Source organism: Alphaproteobacteria bacterium PA2, assembly GCA_002256425.1.
In the GTDB taxonomy this organism is placed as follows: domain Bacteria; phylum Pseudomonadota; class Alphaproteobacteria; order Caulobacterales; family Caulobacteraceae; genus Phenylobacterium.
Genome location: NKIZ01000001.1, coordinates 1463762 through 1479719 on the forward strand (window position 1 = coordinate 1463762; position 15958 = coordinate 1479719).

Annotated in this window: 13 protein-coding genes; 9 read left to right on the plus strand and 4 right to left on the minus strand. The window is 64.3% G+C overall.

Annotation, left to right across the window (positions count from 1 at the left end):
* The first annotated feature begins 12 nt into the window (after window positions 1-12).
* The 4 genes from ftsA to CFE28_07100 all read left to right on the plus strand — a co-directional run bounded on the left by ftsA (window position 13) and on the right by CFE28_07100 (window position 6316).
* Window positions 13-1347, plus strand: coding sequence for a cell division protein FtsA (ftsA, locus tag CFE28_07085; protein ID OYU69789.1), 1335 nt, complete (start codon window positions 13-15; stop codon window positions 1345-1347).
* A gap of 358 nt (window positions 1348-1705) precedes the next feature.
* Window positions 1706-3286 carry a cell division protein FtsZ gene (locus CFE28_07090; protein ID OYU69790.1) on the plus strand — a complete coding sequence of 527 codons (1581 nt, stop codon included), beginning with the start codon at window positions 1706-1708 and terminating at the stop codon, window positions 3284-3286.
* A gap of 220 nt (window positions 3287-3506) precedes the next feature.
* The gene (locus tag CFE28_07095; GenBank protein ID OYU69791.1) at window positions 3507-4400 is read left to right on the plus strand and encodes a UDP-3-O-[3-hydroxymyristoyl] N-acetylglucosamine deacetylase; all 894 of its coding nucleotides are present in this window, start codon (window positions 3507-3509) and stop codon (window positions 4398-4400) included.
* Window positions 4401-4540: 140 nt separating this feature from the next.
* Window positions 4541-6316 carry a hypothetical protein gene (locus CFE28_07100; GenBank protein OYU69792.1) on the plus strand — a complete coding sequence of 592 codons (1776 nt, stop codon included), beginning with the start codon at window positions 4541-4543 and terminating at the stop codon, window positions 6314-6316.
* A 6-nt stretch (window positions 6317-6322) separates the two neighbouring features.
* Here CFE28_07100 and CFE28_07105 read toward each other — a convergent pair whose 3' ends face one another.
* From CFE28_07105 to CFE28_07120, 4 genes are all read right to left on the minus strand, one after another.
* Window positions 6323-7621, minus strand: a complete 1299-nt coding sequence (locus CFE28_07105) for a glycosyl transferase (protein ID OYU71597.1) — start codon at window positions 7619-7621, stop codon at window positions 6323-6325.
* A 125-nt stretch (window positions 7622-7746) separates the two neighbouring features.
* On the minus strand, window positions 7747-8796 hold the full coding sequence (locus tag CFE28_07110) for a hypothetical protein (protein ID OYU69793.1): 1050 nt from the start codon (window positions 8794-8796) through the stop codon (window positions 7747-7749).
* A gap of 3 nt (window positions 8797-8799) precedes the next feature.
* Complete coding sequence (locus tag CFE28_07115; protein OYU69794.1) at window positions 8800-9570, minus strand: hypothetical protein; 771 nt, start codon at window positions 9568-9570, stop codon at window positions 8800-8802.
* Window positions 9570-9959 (minus strand): response regulator, encoded by a 390-nt coding sequence (locus CFE28_07120; protein OYU69795.1) that lies wholly within the window; start codon window positions 9957-9959, stop codon window positions 9570-9572. The genes CFE28_07115 and CFE28_07120 overlap by 1 nt, the downstream gene beginning before the upstream one ends.
* Before the next feature lie 126 nt (window positions 9960-10085).
* Here CFE28_07120 and CFE28_07125 point away from each other — a divergent pair, with 126 nt between their 5' ends.
* The 5 genes from CFE28_07125 (at window position 10086) to CFE28_07145 (ending at window position 15956) form a co-directional block, all read left to right on the plus strand.
* Complete coding sequence (locus tag CFE28_07125) at window positions 10086-10409, plus strand: hypothetical protein (protein OYU69796.1); 324 nt, start codon at window positions 10086-10088, stop codon at window positions 10407-10409.
* A gap of 127 nt (window positions 10410-10536) precedes the next feature.
* On the plus strand, window positions 10537-11484 hold the full coding sequence (locus tag CFE28_07130) for an outer membrane protein assembly factor BamD (protein ID OYU69797.1): 948 nt from the start codon (window positions 10537-10539) through the stop codon (window positions 11482-11484).
* Between the two features lie 99 nt (window positions 11485-11583).
* Window positions 11584-13281 (plus strand): DNA repair protein RecN, encoded by a 1698-nt coding sequence (gene recN / locus CFE28_07135; protein ID OYU69798.1) that lies wholly within the window; start codon window positions 11584-11586, stop codon window positions 13279-13281.
* Window positions 13274-15370 (plus strand): DNA ligase (NAD(+)) LigA, encoded by a 2097-nt coding sequence (locus tag CFE28_07140; GenBank protein OYU69799.1) that lies wholly within the window; start codon window positions 13274-13276, stop codon window positions 15368-15370. Before recN ends, CFE28_07140 begins: the two co-directional genes overlap by 8 nt.
* 4 nt (window positions 15371-15374) lie before the next feature.
* Window positions 15375-15956: a hypothetical protein gene (locus CFE28_07145; GenBank protein OYU69800.1), complete on the plus strand. Its 582-nt coding sequence runs from the start codon at window positions 15375-15377 to the stop codon at window positions 15954-15956.
* Window positions 15957-15958: the final 2 nt, after the last annotated feature.

Genomic DNA, 15958 nt, shown 5'->3' on the forward strand with positions numbered 1-15958 from the left:
TTGAAGGGGGGGATGGGCTTGGGCAGCCGCAGTGAAACAAGATCAGACAGCCGGGATGGCCTGAAGGCCGCCCTGGGCCGGCAACCTGTTGTGGCGGCTGTTGATCTGGGTGCTTCGAAAGTCGCCTGTTTCATCATGAAGCCTGACGGCATCCGTCGTGGGGATCGCACCCTGACCACCGCCGGTGTCGGCTATGTTCAATCCCGCGGGATCAAGGGCGGCGCCATCGTCAATCTCGATGAAGCCTCCGACGCCATCGCCCAGGCCGTTGAGCGGGCAGAGAATGTCGCCGGCGTTCAGGTGCAGGGCGTCACCGTCGCCACTGCAGGCGGTCAGCTGACCAGCCATCGGGTCACGGGCCGGGTCTCGTTGGGCGCTCGCCCCATCACGGACGCTGATCTGGTCCGCGCCATTCAGGCCGCCCTTGGTCAGATCAAGCTGCCCGGACGCCGCGCCGCCCACATCCTCCCCGTCGGCTGGGCCGTGGACGGCCAGCACGGCATCCGCGATCCGCGCTCCATGTTCGGCCGGGCCCTGACTGTCGAGCTGCTTGTCGTCTCGGTGGCCGAAGCGGTCTTCCAGACCCTGGGGGCCTGTGTCGAGCGGGCCCACCTGCAGTTTGAAGGCGTGGTTGCTGCGCCCTTCGTTTCCGCCCTGGCGGCTCTTGAAGAAGACGAAATGGACCTGGGCGCGGTCTGCATCGACATGGGCGGCGGCTCCACCTCCGCGGCCGTGTTCTCCAATGGCAGCCTTGTGCACGTCGAGACCCTGGCGGTCGGCGGACAGCATGTGACGGCTGACATCGCCCGGGGTCTGTCGACCTCGGTCGCCGGAGCTGAGCGGATCAAGACCCTGCACGGCTCCGCCATTGCCTCGGCCAATGAAGACCGCGAAATGATTGAAGCGCCGCCCCGGGGCGACGATCCGGGCGCTGGCCCTGTCATTGCGCCACGCTCGCTTCTCAAGGGCATCATTGCGCCGCGGGTCGAAGAAACCCTGGAACTCCTCCGTGATCGCCTGAGGGCCTCGGGGGCAGGGGTTGAGCCAGGCGCAGGCCTGGTGCTCACCGGCGGCGCCAGCCAGCTGTCAGGCATTCGCGAGGTCGCGGTACGCGTGTTTGACCGGCCGGTGCGGTTGGGCCGTCCTCGCCGGGTGCCCCACCTGGCTGACGCAGCCTCCGGTCCGGCTTTCTGCGCTGCCGCAGGGGTCCTGCATCGCTCGGCCTTCGGCCCGCGGGAAGCCGTGTCGGCCAAGGCGCTGGCCTCTGCAAAGCTGCGTCGTGAGCCCCTCGATCCTGGCGCAAATCCGGTTGCCAAGGCAGCGGCCTGGTTGATCGACAACCTCTAGGCCTCTGTCGATTGCAACGGGTGCGGATTATCCCCAGTTGCTCGTCCTTTGTGCACAGTCGGCGCGACTCGTTCCGATCTGGTATTCAGATAGTGGTTGACGCTGGCGGCTCGATTCGTCGCCCAGGACGGGGTGAATCCGGCTGAGTCAACATGCCGCGGGGGACTTTGCAGGGCACAGATACCCCTTATTTGGCAACAAAAAGCGCAAGTTGCAGGTCGACGGAATCCCGACTCGCCTTATGCAGTTAACCTCCAATTAACGATGGTGGGCGCTTCCTTAAGCCGTCCGTCGCAGACGCCTAGCGGGCGGGTCGCTGGGGGTCTTTGGAAGTAAGACGGAGCACGCGAGAGGTCCTATGGCTATTGCACTTTCTGCACCGCGAGCCACCGAGTTGAAGCCACGCATTGTTGTGTTCGGCATCGGCGGAGCGGGCGGCAACGCGGTCAACAACATGATCGAAGCCGGGTTGGAGGGCGTCGAGTTCGTCGTCGCCAATACCGACGCTCAGCAACTCTCCTTCTCCAAGACCGACCGGCGCATCCAGCTCGGCGTTCAGGTGACCCAGGGCCTCGGGGCCGGGGCTCATCCTGAAGTCGGCATGAGCGCTGCCGAGGAATCCATTCCCGAGATCGGTGAGCACCTGGACGGCGCCCACATGGTCTTCATCACCGCCGGCATGGGTGGCGGTACTGGCACAGGTGCTGCGCCGATCATCGCCAAGTGCGCCCGTGAGCGGGGCATCCTCACTGTTGGCGTCGTGACCAAGCCCTTCCACTTCGAAGGCCGTCACCGCATGCGTCTGGCCGATGCTGGGATCAGCGAGCTGCAGCGCTATGTAGACACCCTGATCGTCATTCCGAACCAGAACCTGTTCCGGGTCGCCAATGAGCGGACCACCTTCGCCGAGGCCTTCGGCATGGCCGACCAGGTCCTGCATTCGGGCGTCCGCTCCATCACTGACCTGATGGTGCTGCCGGGCCTGATCAACCTCGACTTTGCTGACGTCCGTTCGGTCATGACCGAAATGGGCAAGGCCATGATGGGCACCGGTGAGGCTTCGGGTGAAGACCGCGCCCTGATGGCGGCCCAGAACGCCATCCAGAACCCGCTTCTGGACGAAGTCTCCCTGAAGGGCGCGAAGGCGGTTCTGGTCAATGTGACCGGCGGCCTCGACATGACCCTGCTGGAAGTCGACGAAGCGGCCAACGCCATCTCCGAACAGGTCGACCCTGAAGGCAATATCATCTTCGGCGCGGCCTTCGACCCCACGCTGGAAGGCATGATCCGGGTTTCCGTGGTCGCCACCGGCATGGACGGCGCCTCGATCGCCGCCATTGAGCCCAAGATGGAGCGCCGCCCCCTGCAGGCGCCGCCCCTGCGCGCACCGGAAGTAACCCAGGCTCCGGCCCAACCGGTGGAGCCCGTCCGGTCGATCTATGCGACCCCGGCGGCGCAGACGACCAGGACCTATGAGCCTGCCTCCTATACGCCGCCCCCAGCGCCGGCGCCCCAGGTCCAGCAGGAATATGTGCGCCCCGCCGCGACGGTGTCGCCACCGCCCGTGGAGGAAGCCCAGGCTGATCTCTATGCCGCGCCCGAACCCGTTGCGCCCCAGCGTCCGTTGATCACGCCGGCAGCCCAGACCTATGTCGAGCCCGCGCCGATTGGCCGGATCGTTGATCCCATGGTCGCCGATGAGGAAGAAGACGAGCCTCTGTTCGGCGAGGCCGTCTTTGAGGACCGCCGGCCCCAGAAGTCGGGTGGGTTCCTGAGCCTGTTCGGCAGTCGGCCCCGCTATGACGCCCCTGCGGCCGCTGCACCCCGGGCTCCTGCCCGCGGTTCGGCCCTGCCGGTCGAGTCCGCCGCGCCGCAAGGCCAGGCCGAGAGCCAGGAAGATCTGGAAATCCCTTCCTTCCTGCGTCGCCTCGCAAACTGATTTCAGAAAGATCGTCTGTCATGAGACGGCTGGAGCCTGCTCCAGCCGTTTTCATTTGGCCCTGGCGTTAACTCCACAAAGCCCTGATTAAAAAACAGTTTCGCCCCGCTTCACGTCGAAACATTTGGAAACAGGACTTGTCTTGCTGCGGTGCGGCAGAAACCATATTCCGGCTCGTGGACAGGTCCGAAAAGGCCTGCGGATCTGAAAGGGCTTTCCCGTGACCCCATCGGCGTTTCAGCACACCCTGCAAGGTCCCGCCCTGTTCGCGGGCATCGGCGTTCACACGGGCGCGCACACCCGGGTATCGGTCCGTCCGGCCCCGGCGGATACCGGGATTGTTTTCGTCCGCACTGATGTGACCGATCGCGATAACCGCATCGCGGTTTCGGCCGAGGCGGTCTGCAAGACCCAGTTGGGCACAGTCATCACCAACGACGCCGGCGTGACCCTGTCGACCATCGAGCATCTGATGGCCGCCCTGGTCATGACCGAGATCGACAATGCGATCGTCGAGATCGATGGTCCTGAAATGCCGATCATGGATGGATCGGCCCTGCCGTTCACCCACATACTCGACATTGTCGGTCGCCGGGCCCAGGAGGCGCCGCGCCGGTTCATCGAGATCCTGGCCCCTATTGAAGTGGTTGATGGCGACAAGTCAGCCCGTCTTGAGCCCTCAGACCAGTTTGAAGTGGCTTTCGAAATCGCCTTCGCCTCGGCCGCCATCGGCCGCCAGCGGGTGGACATGCCCATGGGCGTGAAGGCCTTCCGTCGCGAACTGGCCGATTGCCGCACCTTCGGCTTCCTGCATGAGGTTGAGGCCCTGCGCGCCATGGGCCTGGCCCGGGGTGGTTCAATGGACAATGCAGTGGTCATTGAAGGCGACCGCATTCTCAATCCAGAGGGTCTGCGGCGTCCCGACGAATTTGTCCGTCACAAGGCCCTCGACGCCATCGGCGACCTCTTCGTTCTGGGCGCGCCGATCATTGGCCGTTTCGAAGGCGTTTTGGCAGGACATGGCATCAATAACGCCCTGGTTCGCGCCCTTGCCGCTGCACCACAGTCCTGGCGCTACCGCACCCTAGTGGAAGAGCTGGCCCAGGCCGGCTAGTCGGGGACACGAATCCCGAGCCTTGGTGCTAGACTACCGCTGACTCCCCTCTGGATATCGGCGTGAACCTTCTCAGCTTCCTCAGTGCCGTTCGTCGTCACCCACGCCTGAAGTACTGGCTGGCCGGGGCTGCGATCCTGTTGGTCGGGATCGGTCTTGCAACCCGGCATCCGGCTCACGTCTATCGCTTCTTCGGAGTCTGGGGTCCCTTGCGCGCCTCGGTGGTCCAGCCGGCCCGCAAGGCCCAGATCAGTGATTATGCCGAGGGGTCTGAACACAGGCTGGCCATTCTGGTCACCGACCCGGATTCCGACTGGCTGGGTCTGGTGCGCGGTATGAAGGCGCACGGCATCCCCTTCGTGATGACGAGGGATCCGGACGTCGCCCTGCGCCACAAGACCATATTCATCTACCCCATCATTTCCGGGCGGGTGCTGCAGGCCCGCCACTTCCGCGCCCTTGTGGACCATGTCCACACAGGAGGATCGCTCCTGACCTTCGACTTTGAAGGGGGCGGCCTGCAGGAACTTTTCGGCATTGCAGGACCGCCCAAGCCTGGCCTTGCGGAGACAATGATCTGGGGTCCCGGTCCAGAGACAACCGGTCTCGAAACCGCACGGATCAGTCGCACTGGAACCGAGGCCCAGATTCAGGTCCTGAAGTATGAAGCGACCAGCGGCGCAGCAGTGGCAAGATTTGAATCCGGCGAGCCGGCCCTGATCTGTCACAGGAATGTCGGCGAGGCCTGCACCCTGGGTGTTGACCTGGGCGGGCTCAGCCAGAGGGCCATGAATGGTCGGGCCGAAGCCTTGGCCATAGCCTATGACAATGCCTATGAGCCCAGCCTTGATGTTCTCTATGACTGGCTTTCCAGGTTCTATGTCCGCGGTGAGCCCATGCCCTGGCTGCTGGCGCCTGCGCCGCCCGGCAAGGATCTCAGTATCCTACTGACACATGACATCGACTTCACGCAGTCAGTCGCCAATGCGCAGGCCTTCTCTGACGCCATGAGTGAGGGCGGGGTGAAGGGCGCCTTCTTCATGCAGACCAAATATGTCCGCGACTATAATGACGACGTGTTCTTTACGGACAAGACAGCGCCCTGGGTACGCAGGTTGCGCAAGGCCGGAATGGAAATCGGCAGCCATACGGTCGCCCACACCCGGGCCTTTAAGACCTTTGATATCGGCACCGGCCGGGAGCGCTATCCCGACTATGAACCCTTTGTGACCTCAAGAACCGAGGCGCGGGGCGGCAGCATCCTGGGGGAATTGCGGGTCTCGAAATTCCTGCTGGATCATCTGACCGGCGCTGAGGTTCGGGCCTTCCGGGCCGGGCACCTTGCAAACCCGTTCCGGCTGCCGGAAGCCCTGGCTGCATCGGGCTACTATTATGACTCCTCCATCACCGCCAATTCCTGCCTGACCCACCTGCCATTCCAGCTGACAGAGGGGCGTTCCAATTTTGCCCTGGAGCCGGTCTACGAGTTTCCGGTGACCATTGAAGATGAAGCCCGGCCTGGCCTGGGATTGAGGTTCGAGACCATCAATGTGGTCCTGGAACAGATATCCAGGCGCCGTGGTCTGGCCGTCGTCCTGCTGCATCCTGACATCACCGGGGAAAAGCTCGCTTTCGAGAAGAAGCTGATCGCCAAGTGGCGTGATCGCGCCTGGTTCGCCACCCCTTCGACCTTCGGCGCCTGGTGGCGCGCCAGGGACGACGCACGGGTCGATGTTGTGCAAAGCGGAAAGGGCTGGACCCTGACCGTCGAGGCTCCCCGTGACCTCCATAACCTCGAAATCTACATGCCCAAGGCCCGGATCACCGGGACTTCCGGCGGCAATGGGCTGAAGGCCGGCGGCGGAGGGGTTCTGGCCAACATGCCGGCAGGGACGCAGAGCCTGTCCTGGAACTAGATCGGGTCAGGCCTTGGCTGGCTTGGAAAAGCCCTGGCGGGTCATGGAACCCCAGCCCTGGACGCCGCCGAGGAACTGCAGGGTGCCGCGCAGTCGCCAATAGCTGCAGAGCTGGCGGTAACCGAAATTCTCCGCCACGGCGACGCAGAGCAGAAGGAAGACGTCCTTGCCGGAGCTGACCCGGTGCTGCTGGGTCTCATCCAGGGCGATGCCAGCGACGCTGATCGCCATGTTGAAGCCGAGACTGAGCGCCAGGAAGGCCGAAAAATAGGACCAGGACAGAACCCCCAGCAGGCCGAAGGTTGGCAGAATGATGTAGCCGAGGACCTCGGCGATGGGACCGATGACGTCGGTGATCAGCATATTGCCCATGGCCAGGGAACCGATCCGGCCATAGCGGGGGCGAAACAGCATGTCGCGATGCTTGGTTATGGTTTCCATCGCCCCGCGCTGCCAGCGCATCCGCTGCCGGCCAAGGTCACGGAAACTGTCAGGCACCTGGGTCCAGCAGACGGGATCGGGGGCGAAGACGACCCGATAGGGTTCGCCCCGCTCCCGGAAACGGCGATGTAGCTTGATCACCAGTTCCAGATCCTCGCCGACAGTCTTGTGGGTATAGCCGCCCACGGAAATCGCCGCGTCCCGGCGGAACAGGCCAAAGGCGCCTGAGATCAGGGTCAGGGCTTCAAGATGCCCCCAGGCCAGTCGGCCCAGCATGTAGGCCCGGCAGTATTCACCAACCTGGAAGAGGGCGACTGGGTTGAGGGGAAGCTTCACCCCCAGCACCCGACCCTGTTCGACCCTGCAGCCATTGACCACACGTATGGAACCGCCCACGGCGACCACCCGATCCGGATCTTCGATAAAGGGCTGGGCGGCGCGCAGCAGGGCCTCGGGCTCGAGGAGGGAGTCAGAGTCCATGGCGCAGACCAGGTCGTATCTCGCCAGATTGATGCCGGCGTTCAGGGCGTCGGACTTGCCGCCATTGGCCTTGTCCACCACCAGCAGCCTGGCCTGGTGCAGGGAGGCGTAGAGGCCCCGGACCGGTTGGCAGGGGGCTTCATAGTCAAAGGCGCGCTGGGTTGGCTGAAGCTGGAAGGCCTCGATGAGGGCGGCCAGGGTCCCGTCCGTCGAGCCGTCATTGACCACCACCACCTCAAACTGCGGATACTGCAGATTGAGCAGGGAGCGGACGCTTTCCACGACGCTGGTGACCTCGTTATAGGCCGGCGCAATCAGGGTGATGGGCGGGGCGGAATCGCCAAAACGCCGCCAGAGCCAACGGTTCTCGCGGTTGTTGGCCATGGCGCGGATGGCGCGGCCGGCCAGGACCAGCTGTACGACCTGGATGAGGTTCTGCAGCCCGGCGGACAGGACCAGGATCGCGCCTATGGCGACCGAGACAAAGTGGATGAACTGCTGGAGGAAGATCACGCCGCCAGCCTCTCACCAAGGGTGATGGCCGCCAGGTCGCGCACAGCGGCATTGTCCGAGAACTTTGAAACATGCCTCAGGACGAAATGCCCGGGCTCACCGGCCGCCGCCAGGGTCGCCACCGCCTGGGCCCGCACCGCCCAGACCGGATCAGCGAGCAGGTCGGCCACATGCTGGTACTGGCGCTTGAACTTGACCTGGCCGATGGCTTCCACAGCCGCCCGGCGGACCCGCCAGTCTGTGTCTTCCAGGGCAGCGTCTATGACCGACTCAGCGCCGGGATGCTTCAGCCGGCCCAGGGCGTTGACGGCGATGGCGCGCAGTTCCGGCACCATGGAGGTCGCCTTGCGGCACAGTATGGGCAGGGCCTCATAGTCACCGGCGCTGCCGATCGCGTCGCAGAGCATCAACTGATAGGCCAGGGGCAGGTGCTCATCATGCAGGGTCTCGATGGCTGACCGCGGCTGGTTCTTCACCAGGTGATGCAACAGGGCCATGAATCGCAGCGACACCGGCAGATGCCCGTCCAGACTTGAGCGGATCAGGGTCTTTGGCGAGATCGAAGCTCCGGCCTCGATCAGCCCGCCAACCGCAATGAGCCGGACGTCAGGGTGTGGGTCGGCCATGGCGGTGCGCAGGATGGGGCGACAGGTCTTCAAGGGGAAGAAGGCGACGGCTTCCAGGCAGGTCATGCGTCGCGCCAGGGATCCGCGAAGTGCCTTGCGAACCAGGGGTTCAAAGCCGCCGGCCTCATAGACGGCATTGACCAGCTTGTCCCGATCGCCGCCCTTGATGAGGGCTGCAATTTCCAGAAGACCGTGGGCGAGGACGTCAGCGCGTCTAACCTCCCTGGGCAGCTGGGCCAGGGCCTCGGGATCGTCAGCGACGACGTGCAGCAGCAGTCTGCGGCAGTGATACAGCGCCTTGCGACGGTATTTTTGATAGCCGTCCTGGACCAAGCGAATGGCCATGATCAGAAAAACGCACAAAAAGGACCCGGCGACCAGAATACCTGCGGCAATCCACAGCCCTGTCGCAGGTCCCATTGTCTAGAACCGGCGGGCCAAACCGACAGCCAGCTCATTGCGATCAAACTGGTCGCGGACTTCATGGGCGGCGTCCAGCCGGACCGAGGTCCAGTCGTTGATGTCGAAGGCCAGGCCGCCACTGTAGGCCTGGGTCTTGAGCGTGATCCCGCTGTCGGATTCAGGGGCGTCTGCATAGCCCACCTGTACCCGCATGCGGTTTGTCACGGGGGTCAGGCCCCGGAGTGAGTATCCGTAGAGGGTCTTTCCGAAGTCGCCGAAGGAGGCGATCGCCCGGGCCGAGAATTCCGCGCCCTTGTCCGACTTCACTTCCACGAAGGGCTGGAACGAGCCCACATCGTTGGACTTGTAGTGTGCGGCCGTGGCCTGGAGGCCGAGATTCAATGACCATTCCGGTGAGAAGTGGACAATCGGGGCCGTGGTTGCGCCGACCTGGATCGCCGTTTGGGCGCGGATCTTCGCGCCAGGCGCCCCTGCCAGGGCCACTTGCGCCGTCGCGCCCTTGTCGAAGGTCCTGGCGATCCGGCCGGAAATGACAGTGTCCTGCATGCCGAAACGCCGGGAGGTCTCGATCCCGCCAGACAGCCAGGTGCTGGCGTTCTGGCGATAGGCGGCGACCAGGGCGGCGTCCTGCCACTTACCCCGACCCTTGTTCAGCTTGCTCTGGCTGGCGCTGACATAGACGCGCCATTCCGGGGAGATTTTCTGGGGCTGAGCCAGGGCTGGCGTCGCAATGGCCAGAACGACCGCCGTGAGCATCAAGGCGAACTTCATCAGGCCGCATCCCGGAAGGGCGGCGCAATGCGGGACATGCGCGCAATCAGTTCGTCGGGGTTGAAGGGCTTGGACAGGTAGTCGGCCGCGCCAAGCTGCAGGGCGGTCACAATGTCGGTGTCCCGTCGCATGGCGGTCAGCATGATGACCGGGATGGAGGCCAGCGCCGGATCGGCCTTGAAACGGCGCAGGGCCTCAAAGCCGTCCATGATCGGCATCATGGCGTCCAGGACGATGACCTGGGGCGAAATCAGTCTGGCGCGATCCAGGGCTGCCTGGCCGTCACCCACGGTTTCCACGCGGTAGCCGGCGGAGCTGAGCTTGTGATCCAGCAGTGTTTGAAGCAGGTCATCGTCATCGGCGACAACAACCTTTGCGCGATTTCGCATGAGGCACCCAGACAGCGGTATTATGTGGACAGTTTGTCGCACCCACGTGGTTACCAAACCCTTAGAACTTGCTGACGTAATGCTGTTGGACCGGGGCTTTACCGGAAATGTCTGTCAGGGCGCGAAGTGGTTGAAATCGGGAAGGACAGGGCGATGGGCGAGACGCTCAGTCTGGGAGAACGATTCCTCGGGCGGTGCCTGGAAGATTTCGATGTCGTCCAGCGAGCCCTTTCCGAGCCAGGGTTTCAGCAGGACCCGGAATTCGTCCACATAGTTCATCGCATGGCCGGCGCCGGGGGACTTTTCGGCTACCCGCATCTCAGCAGGATGGCCAGGGCGCTCAATGACGCCCTTGTCGACAAACTGCCGTATGAAATCAAGGATATACAGGCTATCGCCAACGAGTTGCTGGGTATTGCCGAGGGGCGGATCGCCCCGGTGAAGGACTGAGGCGGCCTTGTTTCCGCCCTGGTTGAATGTCGAATTCGCGCCATCCCGTTTGCGCTCTACGTCCCCTGGTGTAGAACCACTCCTTCGGCGCGGGGGCGCGCTAAGATGGTCTGAGGTGAAGGTGTCCTTGCTTCGCAATTCCTGGGCTCGGTCGGCGACCGTCGCTGTGATCCTGGCCCTCGCCCTCGCCGGGTGCGCCGGCAAGCCCAAAAAAGACAAGCTCGTCTACGAAGAGCGCCCGGTTGAACTGCTCTACGCCACCGGCGCCGACCGTATGGACAAACAGCAGTGGAACCAGGCGGTGAACTATTTCGCCGAGGTCGAGCGCCAGCATCCCTATTCGGAGTGGTCGCGCCGGGCGATCTTGATGACCGCCTTCGCCCACTACCAGGCTGACAACTATGCCGAAGCCATCGGCGACACGGACCGGTTCATCTCGCTCTATCCCGGCAATCAGGCGGCGGCTTACGCCCACTATCTCAAGGCCATCTGCTATTTCGAGGAAATCGTCGACGTTGGCCGGGACCAGGCCGCCACCGGCCAGGCGCTTGAGGCCCTGCGTGATGTGGTCCAGCGCTATCCCAAGTCGGAATACGCCGCCGACGCCCGCCTGAAGATCGACATGGTCAATGACCAGCTTGCCGGCAAGGAAATGACCATTGGCCGCTATTACCTTCGCCACGGTGACACCCTAGCGGCAGTTGGTCGGTTCAGGACGGTTGTTGACCGCTATCAGACCACGACCCACACCCCTGAAGCCCTCTACCGCATGGTCGAGGCCTATATGACCATGGGGCTGCTGGATGAGGCGACGAAGAACGGCGCCGTGCTGGGCTATAACTATCCTGGCGATGGCTGGTATCGCGACGCCTATCGGTTGCTGACGGACAAGGGCCTTCGCCCGGCGACAGCGCCCCTGACGGACCGCAAGGGCGTTCTGGGACATCTCCCATTCGTCAAGGACAAGTCTGTGACCCTTTCCCCCGACGACGCTGCCGAGGCGCCGCCCATGGCCAACGCCATCAAGCCCGCCAAGCCGAAGAAGCGTTTCCGCGTGCCTTTCTTCGGCCGCTGAGCCCGTCAGATGGATGCCCGCGGGCGATTTGGAACTAAAAGTGAATCCCGGTAGACGCAGGCTCTTTCGGCGCAGGCGATTTCGGGTGATCTTCCCCACATGCTGATCGGTCTCTGGATCCGTGATGTCGTTCTGATCGAGGCCCTGGACCTGTCCATTGGCCCGGGTCTCACTGCGCTTACAGGCGAGACCGGCGCCGGCAAGTCGATCATTCTCGACGCCCTTGGCCTTGCGACCGGCGCAAGGGCGGATGCGGGTCTGGTCAGGCGTGGGTCCGCCCAGGCCGCCGTCTCAGCTGTTTTCGCACCCAGTCCGGCCCACCCTGTCTGGGATATCCTTGAGGACAAGGGCCTGACCTACGCCCGTGACGAGGACCTGGTCCTGCGGCGGACTCTGGCTGCGGACGGGCGCAGTCGCGCCTTCGTCAATGATCAGGCCACAAGCGTCGCTGTGCTGAAGGAACTGGGCGCCGCCCTGATCGAGGTGCATGGCCAGCATGAGACCGTCGGCCTGCTGGACGCCAAGACCCATCGCCCCCTGCTGGACGCCTATGGATCCCTGGGTGGTCTGGTGCGTGCGACCGGCGAGGCCTGGACGGCCTTGCGGACAGCGCGGACCAAGGCCGACGAACTCCGCCAGTTGGTGGCCACTGCCGCCGAGGAAGCCGAGGAACTGACCCTGCGTTTGGGGGAACTGGACCGCCTTGCGCCCCAGGCCGGAGAAGAGACCGAACTGGCTGAGGAAAGGGCCATTCTGGGCGCCTCGGAAAAGGCCCTCACTGACATCAACGCCGCCAAGTCAGCCTTTGAAGGTCTGTCGGCCAAGCTTGCAGCTTCGGTTCGCGCCCTGGAGCATGCCCGGGCCCGTGCGGTTCAGGCCGGCGCCTCCGAAGAGACGACGGCGGTCGTTCGACTGGCCGCTGCCTCAGCGGCGGTGGACCGGGTGTTCGGCGAGGTCCAGGAGGCGGAGGCTGCTGTCGACGCCGCCGCCGACGCCTTTGATTTCCGCCCTGATCGCCTTGAAAAGGCTGAGGAACGGCTTTTTGAGCTCAGGGCCATGGCCCGCAAGCTCAGTGTCGCTGTCGAGGACCTTCCTGGCCTGCGGGTCAGGTTCGCCCAGCGGCTTCAGGCCATGGAATCCAGTGAAGACGCCCTCAAGGCGGCAGACGCCGAAGTCGCCAGAGCGCGCGCCGCCTACCGCGCCCAGGCCGAGAAGCTGAGCGCCTCGCGCCGGGCCGCCGGCGACCGCCTGGCCGTGGCGGTGGAGTCGGAACTGGCGCCCCTCAAGCTGGACAAGGCGAGATTCCGGGTTGCCGTGGAGACCCTGGACGAGGACCGCGCCGGGCCGGCCGGGCAGGACCGCATAGCCTTCGAAATCGCCACCAATCCGGGCGCGCCCTTTGGCGATCTCGGGGCGATAGCCTCTGGCGGTGAACTGGCCCGCTTCGCCTTGGCCTTGAAGGCCGCCCTGGCGGGGCGCGCCGAAGGGCCCCAGCCCTTGATGATCTTTGACGAGGTTGACCAGGGGGTTGGCGGCGCTGTCGCCGACGCCGTGGGGCTACGCCTGCGCAGGCTTGCATCGGACGCCCAGGTCCTGGTGGTCACCCACAGTCCGCAGGTCGCTGCCCGGGGTGACGCACACTGGCGGATATCCAAATCCGGCGACGGCGAGAAGCTGCGGACCGGGGTCGAGACCCTGAACCCGGCGGATCGCGAGGAAGAGATCGCCCGCATGCTTGCCGGCGCCCAGATCACCGACGCCGCCCGCGCGGCAGCCCGGGCCCTGATGCATGCCTGATACGCTGGTCGCAGACCTTTCAGAGGCCCAGGCCCTTGAGGAGCTGACAGCCCTGGCCGACCAGCTGGCGGCCCATGACATCGCCTATCACAGGGATGATGCGCCGCAGATTTCCGACGGCGCGTATGACGCCCTGAAGGCGCGGAACCTGGCCATTGAGGCGCGCTTCCCGCACCTGATCCGCGAGAACTCCCCGAGCTTCAAGGTGGGCGCGGCCCGGGCCGAGCAGTTCTCGCCGGTTGAGCATGGGGCGCCCATGCTGAGCCTGGACAACGCCTTTTCCACCGAGGACGCCCAGGAGTTCGACGCCCGCATCCGACGCTTCCTAATGCTGGGCGATGAGGTGGTCGCCTATACGGCCGAGCCGAAGATTGATGGTCTATCAGCTTCAATTCGTTATGAAAAAGGTGTCCTGATTCAGGGGGCTACCCGGGGCGATGGCCGGGTGGGCGAGGACGTCACCGAGAATCTCAGGACGATTGATGACATTCCGAAACGACTGTCGGGGTCGGGTTGGCCCGATGTCATCGAAATCCGTGGTGAGGTCTATCTGGGCCATGAGGAGTTCGCCGCCCTGAATTCAGCGGCGGAAGCTGCGGGACAGAAGACCTACGCCAATCCCCGCAACGCGGCGGCCGGTTCCCTGCGACAGATCGATTCAAGGATCACCGCCCAGCGGCCACTCCGGTTCTTCGCCTATGCCTGGGGCCTGCACTCATCGCCCTTCGCCGAGACCCAGGCGGAGGCTCTTGGGCTTCTGAAGGCGTGGGGGTTCCAGACAACGCCCCAGTCGCAGAGGGTCCTTGGTCTGGACGGCCTGCTTGAGGCCTATGCCGTGATGGAGGCCGCCCGACCGAAGTTGGCCTTCGACATTGACGGCGTGGTCTACAAGGTCGACCGGCTGGACTGGCAGCAAAGGCTGGGCTTCGTCACCCGCACCCCCCGCTGGGCCATTGCCCGCAAATTCCCAGCCGAGCAGGCGCGGACCCGGCTCGAGGCCATCGACCTCCAGGTCGGACGGACCGGCGCCGTGACACCCGTTGCGCGGCTGCAGCCGGTGACGGTGGGCGGTGTGGTGGTGGTCAACGCCACCCTGCACAATGGCGACGAGATCGCCCGCAAGGACATCCGGGTTGGCGATACGGTCATCCTGCAGAGGGCAGGGGACGTCATCCCGCAGATTGTCAGCGTTGTGCTGGACGAGCGGGCGCCCGACGCCGAGGTCTTCGAGTTCCCGACCCATTGTCCATGCTCCCTCAAGACGCCGTTGGTGCGCGAGACCACGGCGGGTGGGGCGGAGACCGTTGTGCGGCGCTGCTCGGGGGAGTTTGCCTGTCCCTTCCAGCGGATCGAGCACCTACGCCACTTCGTCTCCCGCCGGGCCTATGACATTGAGGGACTTGGGGAAAAGCAGCTTACCGCCTTTTTTGAGCGGGGCTGGATCCGAGAGCCGGCGGACATATTCCGCCTGGCGCGGGATGCTGAGAAGCTTGAGGAACTCAAGGGGACGGACGGCTATGGCGAGACCAGCGTCGCCAATCTGGCCGCCGGTATCGAGGCGCGGCGGACCATCGCCCTGGACCGCTTCATCTTTGGCCTGGGCATCAGGCACATAGGCGAAACCACCGCCGTGGTCATGGCCCGGGGTTATCTGACCGCCCAGGCCTTCCTGGCCGCCATGGACAAGGTGGCCGACCGCGACCCGGAGGCCATGGAGGAACTGGACAATCTCGACCAGATTGGCGGCGCAGTCATCGAAGCCGCCGCCGCCTATTTCGCCGAAGATCACAACCGCGCCGTGGTCCAGAACCTGGTCGCCGAGCTGACCATTCTCGACGCCGAACCGCCCAAGACCGACACTGCTGTGGCTGGAAAGACCGTGGTCTTTACCGGCGCCCTGGAGCGCATGACCCGGGATGAAGCCAAGGCCCAGGCCGAAGCCCTGGGGGCCAAGGTCTCAGGGTCTGTGTCAAAGAAGACCGATCTGGTTGTCGCCGGGCCCGGGGCGGGATCGAAGCTGAAGACCGCCACCGAACTTGGCATCCAGGTGATGACCGAGGACGAGTGGCTGGCGCTGGTCGCGGGTTGAAACCATGAAGGCCGGGATCATGCTTTCGTCGATCATGGCTCTGGCAGCAGGCCGGGCCTGGGCTGATTGTGGCCTTCAGGGCGATATCGACGCCGCACGCCTTCCCAAATCACCTCCGGCCTACGCCGGTGAGGTCCTCAAGGCATCCCGTGAGCATTTGCCAGGGCAGGGCAGACAGGTTCAGATCCGCGCTGGCCTGAACATCGCCATGATCGGCGGCCAGCACTATCTTCTGGCGTCCCGCAGCAATGCAGGATGGCGTGTGGAGCGTTGGGTGCAGGGATCAGCCAGAATGTCCCCCGATGGCGGGACGCCAGCCGCCAAGGTCACCCGTGGGAGGCTTTCGCGATCCCAGGGCGCCAAGCTGGATGTCATGCTGGGCGTCGCCTGCCTCTGGCGGTTTCCGCCCTATCTGCCCAATACCTTGCCCCTGAAGGGCGGACAGAACGTCACCTGTATGGATGGCGCAAATCTGGTGATTGAAATCCGTTCCATCCGCCGTCGATGGGTCGGCGCCCAGGAATGCCAGATCCAGGGAGCTCCTGGGGACATCTACAATCTGCTCAGCCAGGCTCAAGGGTTGTAGTC